Genomic DNA, 15,207 nt, shown 5'->3' with positions numbered 1-15,207 from the left:
GGTCCATCAGGTCAACTGCCCCAGCCGTACCGTTGCTCATGTTCGAATCCTTGAAGTCATGGAAGGGGCGCGCGCCGGCCACAGTCGTGGTCGGTCCCGGAAGGACGGATCTGCAGCGTCACCGGCTGCGGCAGCGCAGCGGCATCGGGCGCCAGCACCAGGCCCTGCAGCGCCTGCAGCAGGCGCGCATCGCGGCGGGCGCTGCCACTGCCTGACAGCAGCTCGGGCTCGCTCACCTGGCCCGCGCCGTCGATGCGGAAGCGCAGCGTTGCGGCATAGCGGCCGGGCGCGATCTCCGGGTCGTCACAGAACGCCGCACGCAGCCGCTGCTGCAGGCCGCCGTAGCGACGCCGACGCTCGGCCTCGGGAAGTTCGGCGCCAACACCGGGTTCGCCTGCCGAGGGCGCGCCCCGGCGCAGCACCACGCGCTGCTCGCCGATCACCTCGGCCTCGATACCGGAGTCCTGCAGCAGCACCTGCAACGCAGGCAGCGGCGCCAGGCTGCCGCGCAGTGCATGGCTGCTGCGGCCGGCGGCCAGGTCACCCGGGTACATCACTGACCACCCACTGATGACGCTGAAGCGCTCGACCGCCTGTTCCAGCGGCTGCGCAGGGATGTCGTAGGCATGAACAGCGTCCTGCGCGGCAGCGGCAAAGGACAGCAGCAGCCATGCGGCGATGGCCACCTTCCAAGTTCTGACCGCATGGTGTCCATTCAGCCCCCTGACGTAGAACACATGACCCTCGGCAGCGACAGCAGCTGCAGTGGACGCGCGCCACTACCGGAACCCCGGCCCGCGCGCGACCCGCAAGCGGGCTCAAACCGTACCGGGCCCACATGTCATTGCGATGACCGCTGCCTACAGCCGACGTGAAGCCAGGCTCCGTAAACCCAGTCACCCATCAGGAATCAATGAATCGAACAGACCGCGCTATCTACGCACGGAGTCAGAGCCCGTTGCGCAGCAACGGGACCCGACCCCGTGCCGACCCAGACGTGTCGACCAAGGTCGACACCCACCAAGAGCAGCTCATGCCGTTCCACCAGATCGTGGAAATCTGTCGAAGGCGGGGTGGCTTTTACGGCGTCCCCTGCACCCGGACCCACCCCGCCGTCCCACGGAATGCACGCTGTTGCTTCTGAGGTTGCCGGCCAGCGGCCGGCACTACCCGCGGGTGCCGGGTGCAACCCGGCCGCAAACCCCATCCCTCAAAGCGGCAGCTGGGTCGTCTGCTTGATCCGCTGCATCGGAATCTCGGTCTTGGTGTTCTGCACCCCCGCAATCCGGTTCAGGTGCTGCATCTGGAACTGCCGGTAGGCATCCAGGTCGGCCACCGCCACCCGCAGCAGGAAATCGCAGTCACCGGCCATCAGATGGCATTCAAGCACTTCCGGGAACGACTTGATGCTGTTGATGAAATGATTGGTAGTGTCCTCGTCCTGCCCGCGCAGCCACACCCGCACGAACACCGTGAAGCCACGGGCCACCTTGGCCTCGTTCAACAAGGCCACATAGCGGTCGATGTAGCCGCCCTCCTCCAGCAGACGCACCCGGCGCAGGCAGGCCGACGGCGACAGCCCGACCAGGCGTGCCAGCTCCAGGTTCTGCAGGCGGCCGTCGCGCTGCAGGGCGTCGAGGATGCGCCGATCGAGGTTGTCCAGCTGGTACTGCATGGAATTTCACCTCTTTCACTTTTGACCGCATGGAATATCAATCATCCAGAATCAAGTGGTATCAACGCAACCCGATTTCGCGATTGGACCGCTAGCATGGGCCACCCCCACCTTGTTGTGCCGTTCGATGGACGCCCGTACCACCCTCCCCCTGCCTGACACCTGCGATACCGCGCCGCGTGCCGAATTCCTGCGCGGCCTGCGCGCCGCCGTGCCGGTGATGATCGGCTTCATTCCCTTCGCCCTGGTGCTCGGCGCGCAGGCAGCTCAGAAAGGCCTGAGCGCACTGGAAGTGCCGCTGATGACCGGCCTCAACTTCGCTGGCGGCTCGGAGTTCGCCGCCGTCGAACTGTGGACCTCGCCACCGCACATTGCACTGATCGTGGCCATCACCGCGCTGGTCAACAGCCGTCACCTGCTGATGGGCGCCAGCCTGGCCCCGCTGCTGCAGCACCTGCCGCGCCGCCGGGTGCTGCCGGCGCTGTTCTTCATGTGCGACGAAAGCTGGGCGATGGGCGTGGCCGATGCGCGCAGACGCGCGCTTGGCTTCAGCCTGGCCTACTACCTGGGCGTATCGGCAGGCCTATACACGGTCTGGGTGGCCTGCACCGCGCTCGGCGCGATCGTTGGCCCGATGCTGGGCGACATCCACGCCTATGGTTTCGACATGGCCTTCCCCGCCGTGTTCCTGGTGCTGCTGCGCGGCATGTGGCAGGGCATGAAGGCCGCGCGACCGTGGCTGGTCAGCCTGGCTGTAGCCGCTGCTACCTACCTGCTGGTGCCAGGTGCGTGGTACGTGGCCAGCGGCGCACTGGCCGGCCTGGCCGCAGCCTGGCTGCTGGCGGAGGACGCATGATCTTCAATGGCCTGATCCACTGGACCTCGGTACTGACCATCGTGCTGATGGCCGCCGCTACCTACCTGACCCGCATCGTCGGCTTCCTCGCGCTGCGCAACCGCACACTGAGCAAACGCGCAGTGACGGTGATGGAAGCCGCGCCGGGCTGCGTGCTGATCTCGGTGATCGCCCCGGACTTCGTCGCCGACAAGCCGGCCGACCTGGCCGCGCTGGCGATCACCCTGCTGGCCGCCACGCGGCTGTCGATGCTGCCGACCGTGCTGATCGGCGTGGTCTCGGCGGGTGTGTTGCGCTATCTGATGGGGTAGCTACCGGTACGCCGGGCAACGCCCGGCGTACCGTAGTGGCGGCGCAGCAGTGCAATCACGCGCTGCTGCTTGCCGCCAACAGGCACAGGCTGCGCGGCGGCAGCGTCCAGGCGCCTTCCTCATCCGGCTCCAACGGCGTTTCGTCGGTCTGCAGGAGCACGCGCCGGAACGACAGGGCGTCGTCTGACACACAGAACCGCTGCGGCTGCTCCCCGGCGTTCAACAGCAGGGCCAGGCTGACATGCCGCCCGGGCTCGCGCAGGCCACTGTCCGGACTGCGACCGTCCAGCACGATCGCCAGCGCACGCAGCCCTGCTTCATGCCAGTCCGCTTCCTCCATGCCGCGACCATCGGGATGCCGCCAGTCGATATCGCGCAGGCCCAGCGCCTCATCGTACTCGCCGCGCAGGAACCGGTTCCGGCGCAGCAGGCCGTAGCGCCGGCGCAGCGACAGCGCCCGCCGCACGAACGCCACCTGCGCCTGTGCAGCCGGCAATGCTGCGCGCTCCCAGTCGATCCAGCTCAGTGGATTGTCCTGGCAGTAGGCGTTGTTGTTGCCCTGCTGCGAATGGCCGAACTCATCGCCTGCCAGCAGCATCGGCGTCCCCTGCGCCAGCAGCAGCGTGGCCAGCAGGTTGCGCATCTGCCGCGCACGCAACGAAAGGACCGCCGCATCATCGGTGTCTCCCTCCACGCCGTGGTTGCTGGAGAGGTTGTGCGAGTGTCCGTCACGGTTGTCCTCGCCGTTGGCCTCGTTGTGGCGATCGTTGTAGCTGACCAGATCGTGCAGGGTGAATCCATCATGCGCGGTCACCAGATTGATGCTGGCCGACGGTCGCCTGCCGTGGTGTTCGAACAGGTCGGCCGAGCCGGTGAAGCGCGTGGCAAACTCTGGCAGCTGCCCGCCATCGCCACGCCACAGCGCGCGCACCGTGTCGCGGAAGCGGTCGTTCCACTCGGCCCAGCCCGGCGGAAACTGGCCCAGCTGGTAGCCGCCCGGGCCGATGTCCCATGGCTCGGCAATCAGCTTCACCTGGCTCAGGATCGGGTCCTGGCGTACCGCATCGAGGAAGCTGCCCGAGGCGTCGAAGCCATGCCGTTCGCGGCCGAGGATGGTTGCCAGGTCGAAGCGGAACCCATCCACCCGCATCTCGGTCACCCAGTAGCGCAGGGAGTCCATGACCATGCGCAGCGCACCGGCATTGGTCAGGTCGAACGTATTGCCGGTACCCGTATCGTTGATGTAATAGCGGCGATCATCGGCCAAACGGTAGTAGCTGGCGTTGTCGATGCCCTTGAACGACAGCGTAGGGCCCAGCTCGTTGCCTTCGGCCGTGTGGTTGTAGACCACGTCCAGGATGACCTCGATGCCCGCGTTGTGCAGGCGCGCGACCATCTGCTTGAACTCGGCCACGGTGCCCAGCGACAGATAGCGTGCCTGCGGCGCGAAGAAGCCGATGGTGTTGTATCCCCAGTAGTTGCGCAGCCCGCGCTCGAGCAGCTGCTGGTCATCCACGTAGGCATGCACCGGCAGCAGCTCGATGGCGGTAACCCCCAGATGGCTGAGGTGGTCGACCACCGCATCGTGCCGCAACGCGGAGAAGGTACCGCGCTCGGCCTGCGGGACGTCTGGATGCTGCATGGTCAGTCCGCGCACGTGGGCTTCGTAGATCACGGTCCGGTCCCAGGGCGTGGCAGGTGCACGCTCGACGCCCCAGCTGAAAGCCGGATCGATCACGGCACAGCGTGGCATGTAACCGGCGCTGTCGCGGCGGTCGAAACTGAGATCGCCATCGCGGTGACCCAGGGTGTAGCCGAACAGGTGTGGGGCCCACTTCAGTTCGCCGACGATCTGCTTGGCGTAGGGGTCCAGCAGCAGCTTGTTGGGATTGAAGCGATGGCCCTCTTCCGGCGCATACGGGCCGTGCACCCGGTAGCCGTAACGTTGCCCGGGCCGCACGTCCGGCAGGTAGCCGTGCCAGATCTCGTTGGTGTACTCGGGCAGCGCGATACGCTCGACTTCACGGTTGCGCGCGTCGAACAGGCAGAGTTCCACCCGGGTGGCGTGCCGCGAGTACAGCGCGAAGTTCACACCCAATCCGTCCCAGGTCGCCCCCAGCGGGAACGGCCGGCCTTCGCGCACCCGCGAGGTCTGCGTCCACTTACGGCTGGCCATCGGTTCCCTCCTCGTCGCGCGCAGCGGCAATCTCGGCTTCCACCAGGCGCTCGGCCATGTGCCAATGCCGCTGCTGCTGGTCGTCCGGCCGCCCTTCCGCTTCCCATATCTGGTGGGCCAGTGCCTCAATCCGCTGCCGTCGTTCCCTGCTGTCCATTCCTGTCCGTCTCCTCGTTGATCCATACCGCCAACGGGCTGCCAGCCAGAAGCCGTGCCGCGTCCTCGGTTGCCTTGAAATGTTCGATGCGCCCGTCCAGCAGGTTGCGCATGGGACCTGTCGGCAGCCCGCGCAGCATCACGCCAGTGCCGACGTCGTGTGCTGCGTGCAGGCTGGGCCCGGGCACGGCGGTGGGCGAACCACGCCGCACGATCACCAGCAGCACCTGCGCCTGATGCCTGCGCGCGAATGCCAGCCAGGGCGAACGCGCCGGTGCGGACAGCGGCTGCAGTGGGCCGTGCAGGAACAGCTGCGGGTGCCTGCGGCGGCACTCCAGCAAGCGCCTGAGCAGAAATGCCTTGATGCCACCGTCCCGCCAGTCCTCCAGCAGGGCGGGCCACCCGCGCGTATCACGCAGCCACGCCTGCCGCACTGGATAGTCCACGGCACGCCGGTTGTCCGGGTCCACCAGGCTCAGGTCCCAGCCTTCTCCGCCCTGGTAGAGGTCGGGCACGCCGGGCAGGCAGTGCTGCAGGCACAGCTGTGCCAGGCCGTTGCAGGCGCCGGCCGGCGCAATGCGCGCCACGAACGTCGCCAGCGCCTCCCGCACCGGCTGCAATGGCGCTCCATCCAGCAGTGCGTGCAGCCACTGCGCGGCGGCCTCCTCCACCGCCACGTTGGGATCGGACCAGCTGCTGACCCGTTTGCCCTCGCGCAACGCCTTGGTCAGCCATTGCACCATCCTCGATGCGAAGTCGGCGCCCGGGTTACCGTGCATCGGCCACGCGGCCACGAGCGCCTGCCAAAGCGCATAGGCCTCGGCACCCGGCAACGGCATCGACGCGCCCGCGCGGGTCGACATCCGGCTCCAGCGCCGCACAGCCTCCCGCCACTCGACCGTGCAGGTGCTGATAACCGCCAGCCGCGCCCGGCTGTCGGCCCCGCGCTTGTGATCGTGGGTCGCCAGCGCAAGCAATGCCCGCGGATGGCGCTGCAGGCGTCCCACTGCGTGTTCCAGCAGCTCGCGTCCCTCCATGCCCAGCCGCTGCGGATCACTTCCGACTTCGTTGCGCGACAGCAGCCTGAAGTAACGATAGAAGCCTGTGTCCTCCACCGACTTGGCATTCAACGGCGCGGCCAATTGCCCGAATCTCACCCGCAGCGCGCGCTCGGCCTCCGCCTCGCCGGGAAGTGCCCGCAGCAGCAGATCCAGTGCCGCGTGTGCCGTACCGTCCAGTGCCTCGCGTGCTGCCACGGCAGCGTCCACCAAGGCCTTCCGTTCACCTGCATCCTGCAGCGAATAGGGGCGGTAGGTACGGTAGTGCCGCAGCAGCGCGGCCAATGCACGGGCCAGCGCAGCGGCTCCGATATCGGCTTCGGCCAGCCGGGGCTGCAGGACCCGCTGCGCGCTGCGCAGCAGTCGCTGGAAGTCGGTGTGAAGCGACGTGCGCAGCAGCATGCCGCGGGCATCCTGCTGCAAGTCGTCAAAGCTGCGCGCGTCGGCACTCGCCGCTTGCCAGGCGCGGGAGAGCGCGGGTGCAGCTGCCGGATCATGCAGCCACGCGCCAACCTGGTCCATGAAGTCATAGCCCGTCGTGCCGTCGCAGGCCCAGCCATCGGGCAGCTGTTCGTCCTCCGCCAGTATCTTCTCCACATGCACGCTCACTGCCTGTGGGTCGCGACCGCCTGCCGCGCAGGCCGCGTCGAGCGCCGCACGCAGGTGTTGCAGGTACGGCCCGGGTGACGACAGGCCATCCACATGGTCAATGCGCAGGCCGTCAACCCATCCCTCACGCACCAGCCGCAACGGCAGCACATGCACCGCCGCGAACACACCGTCGCGCTCTACCCGCAGTGCGGCCAGTTCGTTGATGTCGAAGAAGCGCCGGTAGTTCACCTGATCGCCCGCCGTGCGCCACCAAGCCAGCCGGTAGTGCTGACGCCGCAGCAGCGTGTGCAACCGTTCCACGCTGCGGTTGCAGCGTTCCGCCCATGCCGGCCACTGCGCGGGTGCCAGCGGATGGCTGCGCGGAGACAACGGCAATGCCAGCCCGTGATGACGCAGCGTCGGCCGCTCATCGTCCACTGCTACGCGCAACACGCCATCGCGCACGGCGTCGTGCAGTGGCCGGTCCAGCACTGGCAGCCAGAGCCGGCCCTCGCAGCCCGGCGCCTCCCAGTCAATGTCGAACCATCCTGCATGGGGACTTCTGCACCCGTGCAGCAGCACATCGCTCCACCAGGGCGTCTGCGGGGATGCCGCAAGATGGTTGGGTACGATGTCCAGGATCAGGCCCATGCCATGCGCACGCGCCGCTGTCGCCAGCCGCTGGAAGCCTTCTTCGCCGCCCAGTTCCGGATTGATGCGGGCCGGGTCGATGCCATCGTAGCCATGCATGGACCCTGGCATCGCAGCGCTGATCGGCGACAGGTAAAGGTGGCTGAGGCCCAGCGCGGCGTAGTACGGCAGCTGCGCCGCAGCGGCCTCGAAGTTGAAGCCTGCATGCAGCTGCAGGCGAGCGGTGGCACGCAACCGGGTCATCGTCCCGCCTTGCGTCGCGTGGCGCTGAACCGGGCAATGCGCGCATCGGCCGCGTCCGGATCCCACGCAAGCGGCAAGCGTCGGCGCCAGTTCGGGTGACCATTGACGGTACCCGGCAGGTTCACCTGCGCGCGGCTGCCCAGCGCATCTTCCAGCGGGAGCAGCGCCAGCCGTGAAGGTGCGTGCGCCACCAGTGACAGCGCACGCGCTTCCAGCGTCGCGCCCTCGCCCCGGGCGACTGCGGACAGCGCCTGTACCTCGCTGGCACGCGCGTGCAGCGCCGCGGGAAGCTCGGTCAGCTCACCCAGGCGTGCACGCCAGCGCAGGTCGCGCCCACGCAGCCAGCCGGCCAGCGGCGGCAGATCATGGGTGGAGGGCATGGCCACCGCATCGCGGCGCCACCGTGGCGCCGGCAGGAAGCGCTCACCGTTGCGGGCGAACGGCAGCACCTCAAGCCCCAGCACGCCACGGGCTGCCAGTCGCTGGCGGATACCCGGAGGAACCACCCCAAGGTCCTCACCGATCAGCACGCAGCGATGGCGCCACGATTCCAGCACCAGCAGGTTGATCAGATCATCGAACGGATAGCGCAGGTACACCCCCTGCCCGGCGCCTGCGCCACGAGGCAGCACCCACAGCCGCTGCAGGCCCAGGATGTGGTCGATGCGCAATCCACCGCGACCCGCCATCACGGCGCGCAACACGCGGATGAACGGTTCAAACCCCTCACGCTGCAACGCAGAGGGTGACCAGCTGGTGATACCCCAGGCCTGGCCCAGCGGATTGAACGCATCCGGCGGCGCGCCCAGCTCGAGGCCCTGCAGCAGGCGGTCGCCGCCGGTCCGGGCCTCGACGCCCTGCGGTGCACAACCCACTGCCAGATCCGCGATCAGTCCGATCGACGCGCCGTCGCTGCGCAGTCCCGCCTGCACCTGCGCCCAGCCTTGCCGCGCCAACCACTGCGCAAACGCATGGTCGTCGGCGCTTCCAGTGAAGCCGTCAGCGGCGTGCTCGCAATACCGCAGCAGGGGTTCGCCCTGCGCATCGCACCACGTCTGCAACTGTTCGTACTGTGCCGGCGCCTGCTGCCGCAGCCATTGGCGCCCTTGGCGCAGCCAGCGCCACTTCACTGCCGCCGAGTGCGGCCAGTCGATGCGGCGTGCTGCGGTAGCCGCTTCAACGGCCATCGCCAGTGCTTCGTCCTCGCGCAACACGCTGCTGGCGGCCTCCGGCAGAACCTGCGGCAGCGACACCTGCAGCGGGTCAAGCCAGCGCCGGTCGCTGGGTGAGTAAGGACTGTAGCCCGGACCCGGTGGCAGGCCGGCGTGCAGCGGACTCAACGCCAGTGCATCGCCGCCGTGACGGTGCAGCAGCTCGCGCCACCGCGCACAGCCGGCGCTGTCACCGATGCCGGCATCATCGGGCGCGCGCAGGCTGTAGACCTGCGCCGACAGACCCCAACCGCGCAGCAGGCCCTGCGGCCACCAGGCACGCTGCGGTGCCACCGCAACCGCCTGTTGCTGCCCGCCCTGGCGCCACTGCCAATAGCCTGGCTGATCCGGAACCCGCCAGCGCCCTTGCGCATCCGCACGTGCAGGCAACGCTGTGCCCTGCTCGTCCACCCAGCACGCCGCGCCCGTTGCCTCAGGCATGGCCAGGAGCTGACCACAGCAGGCGGTGAGCAACGGGTGGACCACCGGCACACCGTCGCACGCGAACTCCGACAGCACGGCGCGCAGCACGTCGGGCGCAACCTCGCGCTCTGCTCCGGCCACGTCGGTCCAGCGGACCAGCAGGCCCGCACGGCGAGCCGCCTCCCGCACCGCCGCATCCGTATTCATGCGGCGATCCAGCGCGCAAGCGCACCGCCGCCTGCCGGCAGCATCGCGGCCGCATCCGGCCCCACGACGCACTCGCCGGCCGGCATCGCGTGGGCCACCGGCGACGGACCCACGTTGATCGCGATCCACCACTGGCCCGATGGCATCTGCCAGCCCGCCTGCACCGCGCCATGGCCCAGCACGCGCGCGCCCAGCGACCGCGCCTGCAGCAGGCCAGGCTGCAGATAGCGCCTGCGCAGGCCGAGGAACTCACCCGTGCAGCGCAGCCAGTGCTGCGACCAGGGATCATCGCCGGGTGGCAGTGTGTACGAGGCCTGCAGGGTCGCCGGATCGTTCGGGTCCGGAATGCACGCGCGCGAGGCGACATCGGCAAAGGCGCTGAAACCCGCGAATTCACGGCGACGTCCCTCGCGCACGGCTTCGTCCAGCGGTGGCGCGTAGTCGGTGAAGAACAGGAATGGCGATTGCGCCTGCCACGGTTCGCCCATGAACAGCAGCGGGATCATCGGCGTCAGCAGGGTCAGGGCCAGCGCCGCGCGCAGCGGCGCAGGATCGGTCAGCATCGACAGGCGCTCGCCGAAGGCGCGGTTGCCCACCTGGTCGTGGTTCTGCGCGAATACCACAAAACGCGCAGGCGACAGGTCGACACTGGGCTCGCCACGGGGATGGCCGTGCAGGTCCGGCTCGCCCTGCCAGGCGAATCCTTCGGCCAGGCACCGCGCCAGGAGTGCTTCGGCGCGACCGGCATAGGCCGCGTAATAGCCTTCCTGCTCGCCGGTCAGCATCACATGCAGCGCGTTGTGGAAGTCGTCGTTCCACTGCCCCTGATAGGCGCCGCGCAGCCACCGCGCCTGGTTGCGTTCGTTCTCCAGCACCAGGTGCGCCTGCGGCACCGCCGAGCGTACCTCATCGGCCAGCTGCTGCAGGAACCGGTCATCATCAATGGCGTGCACAGCATCCAGGCGCAGGCCGTCGAAGCCGTAATCGCACAACCACATCAACGCATTGTCGATGAAGAAGCGCCGCACCCATGACTGGCGGAAGTCGATGGCCTCGCCCCAAGGAGTGGTGCGGTCGTCACGGAAAAACCCCCGTGCATAGTCGCGCAGACGGTTCCCCTGCGGCCCGAAGTGGTTGTAGACCACATCCAGCAGCACCGAGAGCCCTGCATCGTGCGCCGCGTCGACAAAGGCCTTCAGCGCGGACGGACCGCCATAGGCCTGCGCGGGTGCATACGGGAACACGCCGTCGTAGCCCCAGTTGCGGCCACCGGGAAACTGCGCGACCGGCATCAGTTCAATGGCGGTGATGCCCAGGGCCGCCAGCATCGGCAGCTGCGCGGTCAACGCCGCGAACCCGCCGCCGGCCTCGATATGCACTTCATAGATCACCAGGTCCTGCCAGGCATGCCCCTGCCAGGTGGGCTGTGCTCCATCCGTGCCAAGCACCACTGCGCTGTCACCATCGACGCCGTCCGGTTGCCAGCGCGAGGCCGGGTCGGGCACGTCCTGGCCGGACGGCAGGCGGAACCGGTAGCGGTCACCATGCGACGCCTGCGTCCGCAGCCAGTGGCAGCCGTCCGGGTCGCGGTGCATCGGCCGCAGCACGCCCTGCAGGCACAGCGCCACGGTGCCTGCGTCCGGTGCCCACACGCGGAACTCGACACCTTCACCGGCCACCGGCCAAGCGCCCAGGCGCGGCGCCACTGTGGTCATGCATCAACCTGCAGATACAGCGTGGACAGCGGCGGCAGGGTCAGCCGCAGCGACTGCGCGTGACCATGCATCGGCCTCGGCTCGGTATGCACTGCGCCGAGGTTTCCCGCATTGCCGCCACCGTAGTAACCGCTGTCGGTGTTGAGCCGTTCGCTCCAACACCCCGATTGCGGCACGCCGACCCGGTAACTCTCGCGACGTACCGGAGTGAAGTTGCTCACCACCAGAAGGGTGCGGCCGCTACCGGCCGGATCCCGGCGGATGAAGGCGTAGACGCTGTTGCGGCTGTCGTCGGCCACGCTCCAGTCGAAACCGCGTTCGTCGCGTTCGTCGCGATGCAACGCAGGTTCGGCGCGCAGCACGGCGTTGAGGTCGCCCACCAGGCGCGACAGGCCCTGGCCCTCGTTGCTTGCCGCCCGTGCCCAGTCCAGTGCCGCATCGTGCGACCACTCCTGTCCCTGACCGAACTCGCCGCCCATGAACAGCAGTTTGCTGCCCGGGTGCGCCCACATGAAACCGTAGTACGCGCGGAGCTGGGCCAGCCGCTGCGCCGGCTCGCCCGCCATCTTGGCCAGCAGCGCTCCCTTGCCGTGCACCACCTCGTCATGCGAAAGCGGAAGCACAAACCGTTCGGAGAAGGCGTAGACCAGGCCGAAGCTGATCTCACTATGGTGATGCTGGCGATGAACCGGATCGCGCCCGAGGTACTGCAGGGTGTCGTGCATCCAGCCCATGTTCCATTTGTGGGTGAAACCAAGCCCGCCATGCTCCACCGGCGCGGTCACCCCTGGCCATGCGGTGGATTCCTCGGCGATCACCAGCACATCCGGGAAGCGCTCCCTCAGCGTCTGGTTCATCCGCCGTAGAAAAGCGACCGCCTGCAGGTTCTCGCGCCCGCCCTGCTCGTTGGGTATCCACTGGCCCTCGGCACGGCTGTAATCCCGGTACAGCATCGACGCCACGGCATCCACGCGCAGACCGTCGATGTGGAACCGCTCCACCCACTCCAATGCACTGCCGATCAGGTAGGCGGCCACTTCGTTGCGGCCATAGTTGTAGATCAGCGTGTCCCAGTCGGCGTGCACCCCTTCGCGCGGGTCGGCATGCTCGTACAGCGCGGTGCCATCGAACCCGGCCAGGCCATGCGCATCGTTCGGGAAGTGCGCGCTCACCCAGTCCACGATCACCCCTACGCCGGCCTGATGACAGCGGTCCACGAAGCGTGCGAAGGCCTGTGGCGTGCCATGGCGCGCCGTCGGCGCGTAGATCCCCAGTGGCTGATAGCCCCAGGAACCGCCAAAGGGATGCTCGCTGACCGGCAGCAGCTCGATGTGGGTGAAACCAAGCCCTGCCACGTACGGAATCAACCGGTCGGCCAAGGCATCCCAGTCCGGCGGCGAACCATCGTCGCTGCGCTGCCAGGAGCCCGCATGCACTTCGTAGATGGACAGCGGCGTGCAGGTTCCCGCCTGCCGCCGGGCCGCCAGCCATGCATCATCGTGCCACTGTATCGGCTCGGCCGAGGGCACCCGCGAGGCGGTGGCCGGTGGCAGCTCGGCCCAGCGCGCCATCGGGTCGAACTTGTCGGGCATCACCCTGCCGTCGGCGCCGACAATGCGGAACTTGTAATGGGCGCCGGCCTGCACGCCAGGCAGGAACAGCTCCCACACGCCGGCGGTGTGGCGCAGCCGCATCGGATGGCGCCGGCCATCCCACCCGTTGAAATCGCCGACCACGGCAACCCTCCGTGCGTTGGGGGCCCACACCGCGAAGCGCACCCCGTCGATCCCCTGTACCTGCATCGCTACTGCGCCCAACTGCCGCGCTGCATCAGCATCACCGGCATGGAAATGCTCCAGCAGCGCCTCATCCAGCAGCGGACCGAAGGAATAGGCATCGTGCACCTGCTCCACACCCTGCTCGAAATGCAGGGCGAGCAGCGGTACGGGCGCTTCACCTGCTGCACCTTCGAACAGGCCGGGCAAGGGGCCCGGTTGCAGGTCCCAGCGCCGATCCGGGCCCGCAATCACCTCCACGCGACGCGCGTGGGGCACCAGAACGCGCAGCTGGCGCTGGCCATCGGGCTGTTGGTGCGGCCCGAGCCAGGCAAACGCATCGGCCGGCCGCGCATGGACCAGGTCCTCCAGCGCCGACGCGATGCGCTGATCCAATCCCGTCTCCGGGATCGTTTCATCCTCCAGGGCGGCCAGATGCAGGCTGTCGTGACTCATGCGGCCACCTGGCAGGTCTGCTGGTACAGGGCCAGATAAGCGCGCCCCGCCGCATCCCAACCGCCCGGCCGCAGCATGGCCGCGCGGCGCATGGCCTGCAGCAGGCCGGGCAGGCGGAAGGTGCGCATCGCCCGTTCCACGCAGCGGCGCAGGCCATCGGCATTGGCGCCGTGGAACAGGAATCCGGTCACGCCATCCTCGACGGTATCGACCAGCCCGCCGGTCGCGTGCGCGATGGGCAGGCAGCCGAAGCGCTGCGCGTACATCTGGCTCAGCCCGCAGGGTTCGAAGCGTGAGGGCATCAGCAGGAAGTCGGCGCCGGCAAACATCTGGCGGGCCAGCGCCTCTTCGAAACCGATGAATGCGCCCACCCGTCCGGGGTAGCGCCGGGCCAGCGCCTGCACCTGCGCTTCCACCTGCGGCTCGCCGCCACCGATGATGCACAACTGGCCGCCGGCCGCCACGATCTGTGGCGCCACGTCGCAGGTGATGTCCAGGCCTTTCTGGTGCACCAGGCGGGAGACCACCGCGAACAGCGGGCCGGTCGACGGCGCCAGGCCGAACGCCTTGCGCACCGCATGCGCATTGGTGGCGCGCCCGGTCCACTCACCAATGCCGAAGTGGGCCTTGAGATGGATATCGCGGCGCGGGTCCCAGCTGGCGTCGATGCCGTTGACGATGCCACTCAGGTGTCCGCCGGCCGCGCGACGCGCCAACAGATCATGCAGCCCGCAGCCGTCATCCGGGGCGGTGATCTGCTGCGCGTAGCGCAGGCTGACCGTGTTCAGGCGCGTGGCGTTGGTGATCCCGCCCTGCAGGAACGACATCTGCCCGTGGAAGTGCAGTTCATCCAGGTGTTCGGCCGGTACGCCCAGCACCGGTGCAAGCGCGTACGGAAACAACCCCTGGTAAGCCAGGTTGTGGATGGTCAGCAGGGTCGGCACGGTGGTCCGGTCCCAACGCACGTAGGCGGCCGCCATGGCCACCGGCCAATCATTCAGGTGCAGCAGCTGCGGCGACCAGTCCAGCCCGGCACGCCCGGCCGCAATCTCCGCCGCCGCGTGTGAGAGCGTGGCGAAGCGAACCGCATTGTCCTTCCACTCCTGGCCCTGCCCATCGACGTAAGGCGAACCTTCGCGCTCGTACAGCTCTGGCGAGAGCAGCACGTAGATCGGTAGGCCGTCGGCCTGCACTGCCATGCCGATCCCGCACGCAGGCAGGCCCGCTCTCGCGTTGACCTGTCCCACCCGCCGCAGCTGTGGCAGGCGCTGCAGTACTTCCGGGTAGCCGGGCAGCAGCACGCGCGAATCACAGGCGCCGCGCACCGCACGCGGCAGGGCTGCGGCCACGTCGCCCAGGCCTCCGGCCTTGATGAAGTCGGCCATCTCGGTCGCGACGAACAACACACGCTGTACCAGTTCCGGCAGCTGCAGTGGTTGCGAGTGGCCACGGCGGGTGCCGATCGGCACGGGCGTGACCGGAGAGATCGCAACGGGTGAAGCGGACTGGGCGGCGCGGGCCATGGGGATGATCTCGGATGCTTCAGGCAGACAGACGCCAGCGGCGCCCGGACGGGCGCTGATGCTGGGAAGGAAGTCGACGCAGGACGTGGGGGACGCCAGCGAGAGGCTCAGGACGACAATAGCCCTGCATGCGATCAATCAACCGTGAAGCCATGGCGATTTCTTTGTGACAAGGCGTCA

At 68.3% G+C, this 15,207-nt stretch carries 11 protein-coding genes; 2 read left to right on the top strand and 9 right to left on the bottom strand.

The window, feature by feature from the left end; all coding sequences use genetic code 11:
* Positions 1-56: 56 nt before the first annotated feature.
* Together AC5P68_RS16165 and AC5P68_RS16160 are read right to left on the bottom strand one after the other, a co-directional pair.
* Positions 57-737 carry a TonB C-terminal domain-containing protein gene (locus AC5P68_RS16165; protein ID WP_049454580.1) on the bottom strand — a complete coding sequence of 227 codons (681 nt, stop codon included), beginning with the start codon at positions 735-737 and terminating at the stop codon, positions 57-59.
* A 473-nt stretch (positions 738-1,210) separates the two neighbouring features.
* Positions 1,211-1,675 (bottom strand): Lrp/AsnC family transcriptional regulator, encoded by a 465-nt coding sequence (locus AC5P68_RS16160; RefSeq protein WP_049403394.1) that lies wholly within the window; start codon positions 1,673-1,675, stop codon positions 1,211-1,213.
* 127 nt (positions 1,676-1,802) lie between these two features.
* Here AC5P68_RS16160 and AC5P68_RS16155 point away from each other — a divergent pair, with 127 nt between their 5' ends.
* Both AC5P68_RS16155 and AC5P68_RS16150 read left to right on the top strand, forming a co-directional pair.
* The gene (locus AC5P68_RS16155) at positions 1,803-2,531 is read left to right on the top strand and encodes an AzlC family ABC transporter permease (RefSeq protein WP_049403395.1); all 729 of its coding nucleotides are present in this window, start codon (positions 1,803-1,805) and stop codon (positions 2,529-2,531) included.
* Complete coding sequence (locus AC5P68_RS16150) at positions 2,528-2,842, top strand: AzlD family protein (RefSeq protein ID WP_005409898.1); 315 nt, start codon at positions 2,528-2,530, stop codon at positions 2,840-2,842. The genes AC5P68_RS16155 and AC5P68_RS16150 overlap by 4 nt, the downstream gene beginning before the upstream one ends.
* 55 nt (positions 2,843-2,897) lie before the next feature.
* Here the strand turns inward: AC5P68_RS16150 and glgX are convergent, their stop codons facing one another.
* Genes glgX through glgA form a run of 7 tightly spaced genes read right to left on the bottom strand, consistent with a single transcriptional unit; the run spans position 2,898 to position 15,027 of the window.
* Complete coding sequence (glgX, locus tag AC5P68_RS16145; protein WP_049454377.1) at positions 2,898-5,018, bottom strand: glycogen debranching protein GlgX; 2,121 nt, start codon at positions 5,016-5,018, stop codon at positions 2,898-2,900.
* Entirely contained in the window at positions 5,005-5,175 is a 171-nt protein-coding gene (locus tag AC5P68_RS16140; RefSeq protein ID WP_005413658.1) for a DUF2934 domain-containing protein, read from the bottom strand. Before AC5P68_RS16140 ends, glgX begins: the two co-directional genes overlap by 14 nt.
* A complete protein-coding gene (gene treY / locus AC5P68_RS16135; RefSeq protein WP_231523045.1) occupies positions 5,144-7,717 on the bottom strand; it encodes a malto-oligosyltrehalose synthase in 2,574 nt (857 codons plus the stop codon). Before treY ends, AC5P68_RS16140 begins: the two co-directional genes overlap by 32 nt.
* A complete protein-coding gene (locus AC5P68_RS16130) occupies positions 7,714-9,558 on the bottom strand; it encodes a 4-alpha-glucanotransferase (protein WP_231523046.1) in 1,845 nt (614 codons plus the stop codon). Before AC5P68_RS16130 ends, treY begins: the two co-directional genes overlap by 4 nt.
* Positions 9,555-11,273, bottom strand: coding sequence for a malto-oligosyltrehalose trehalohydrolase (gene treZ, locus AC5P68_RS16125; protein ID WP_231523047.1), 1,719 nt, complete (start codon positions 11,271-11,273; stop codon positions 9,555-9,557). The genes AC5P68_RS16130 and treZ overlap by 4 nt, the downstream gene beginning before the upstream one ends.
* Positions 11,270-13,504: a 1,4-alpha-glucan branching enzyme gene (locus AC5P68_RS16120; RefSeq protein ID WP_288417194.1), complete on the bottom strand. Its 2,235-nt coding sequence runs from the start codon at positions 13,502-13,504 to the stop codon at positions 11,270-11,272. The genes treZ and AC5P68_RS16120 overlap by 4 nt, the downstream gene beginning before the upstream one ends.
* The gene (gene glgA, locus AC5P68_RS16115) at positions 13,501-15,027 is read right to left on the bottom strand and encodes a glycogen synthase GlgA (RefSeq protein WP_080356455.1); all 1,527 of its coding nucleotides are present in this window, start codon (positions 15,025-15,027) and stop codon (positions 13,501-13,503) included. The genes AC5P68_RS16120 and glgA overlap by 4 nt, the downstream gene beginning before the upstream one ends.
* Between the last annotated feature and the right edge of the window lie 180 nt (positions 15,028-15,207).

The sequence above is a fragment of the Stenotrophomonas sp. YJH_SMC_58 genome, from assembly GCF_059369635.1.
The sequence above is the reverse complement of the archived record's forward strand: the minus strand, read 5'-3'. Positions and strand labels throughout refer to the sequence as shown.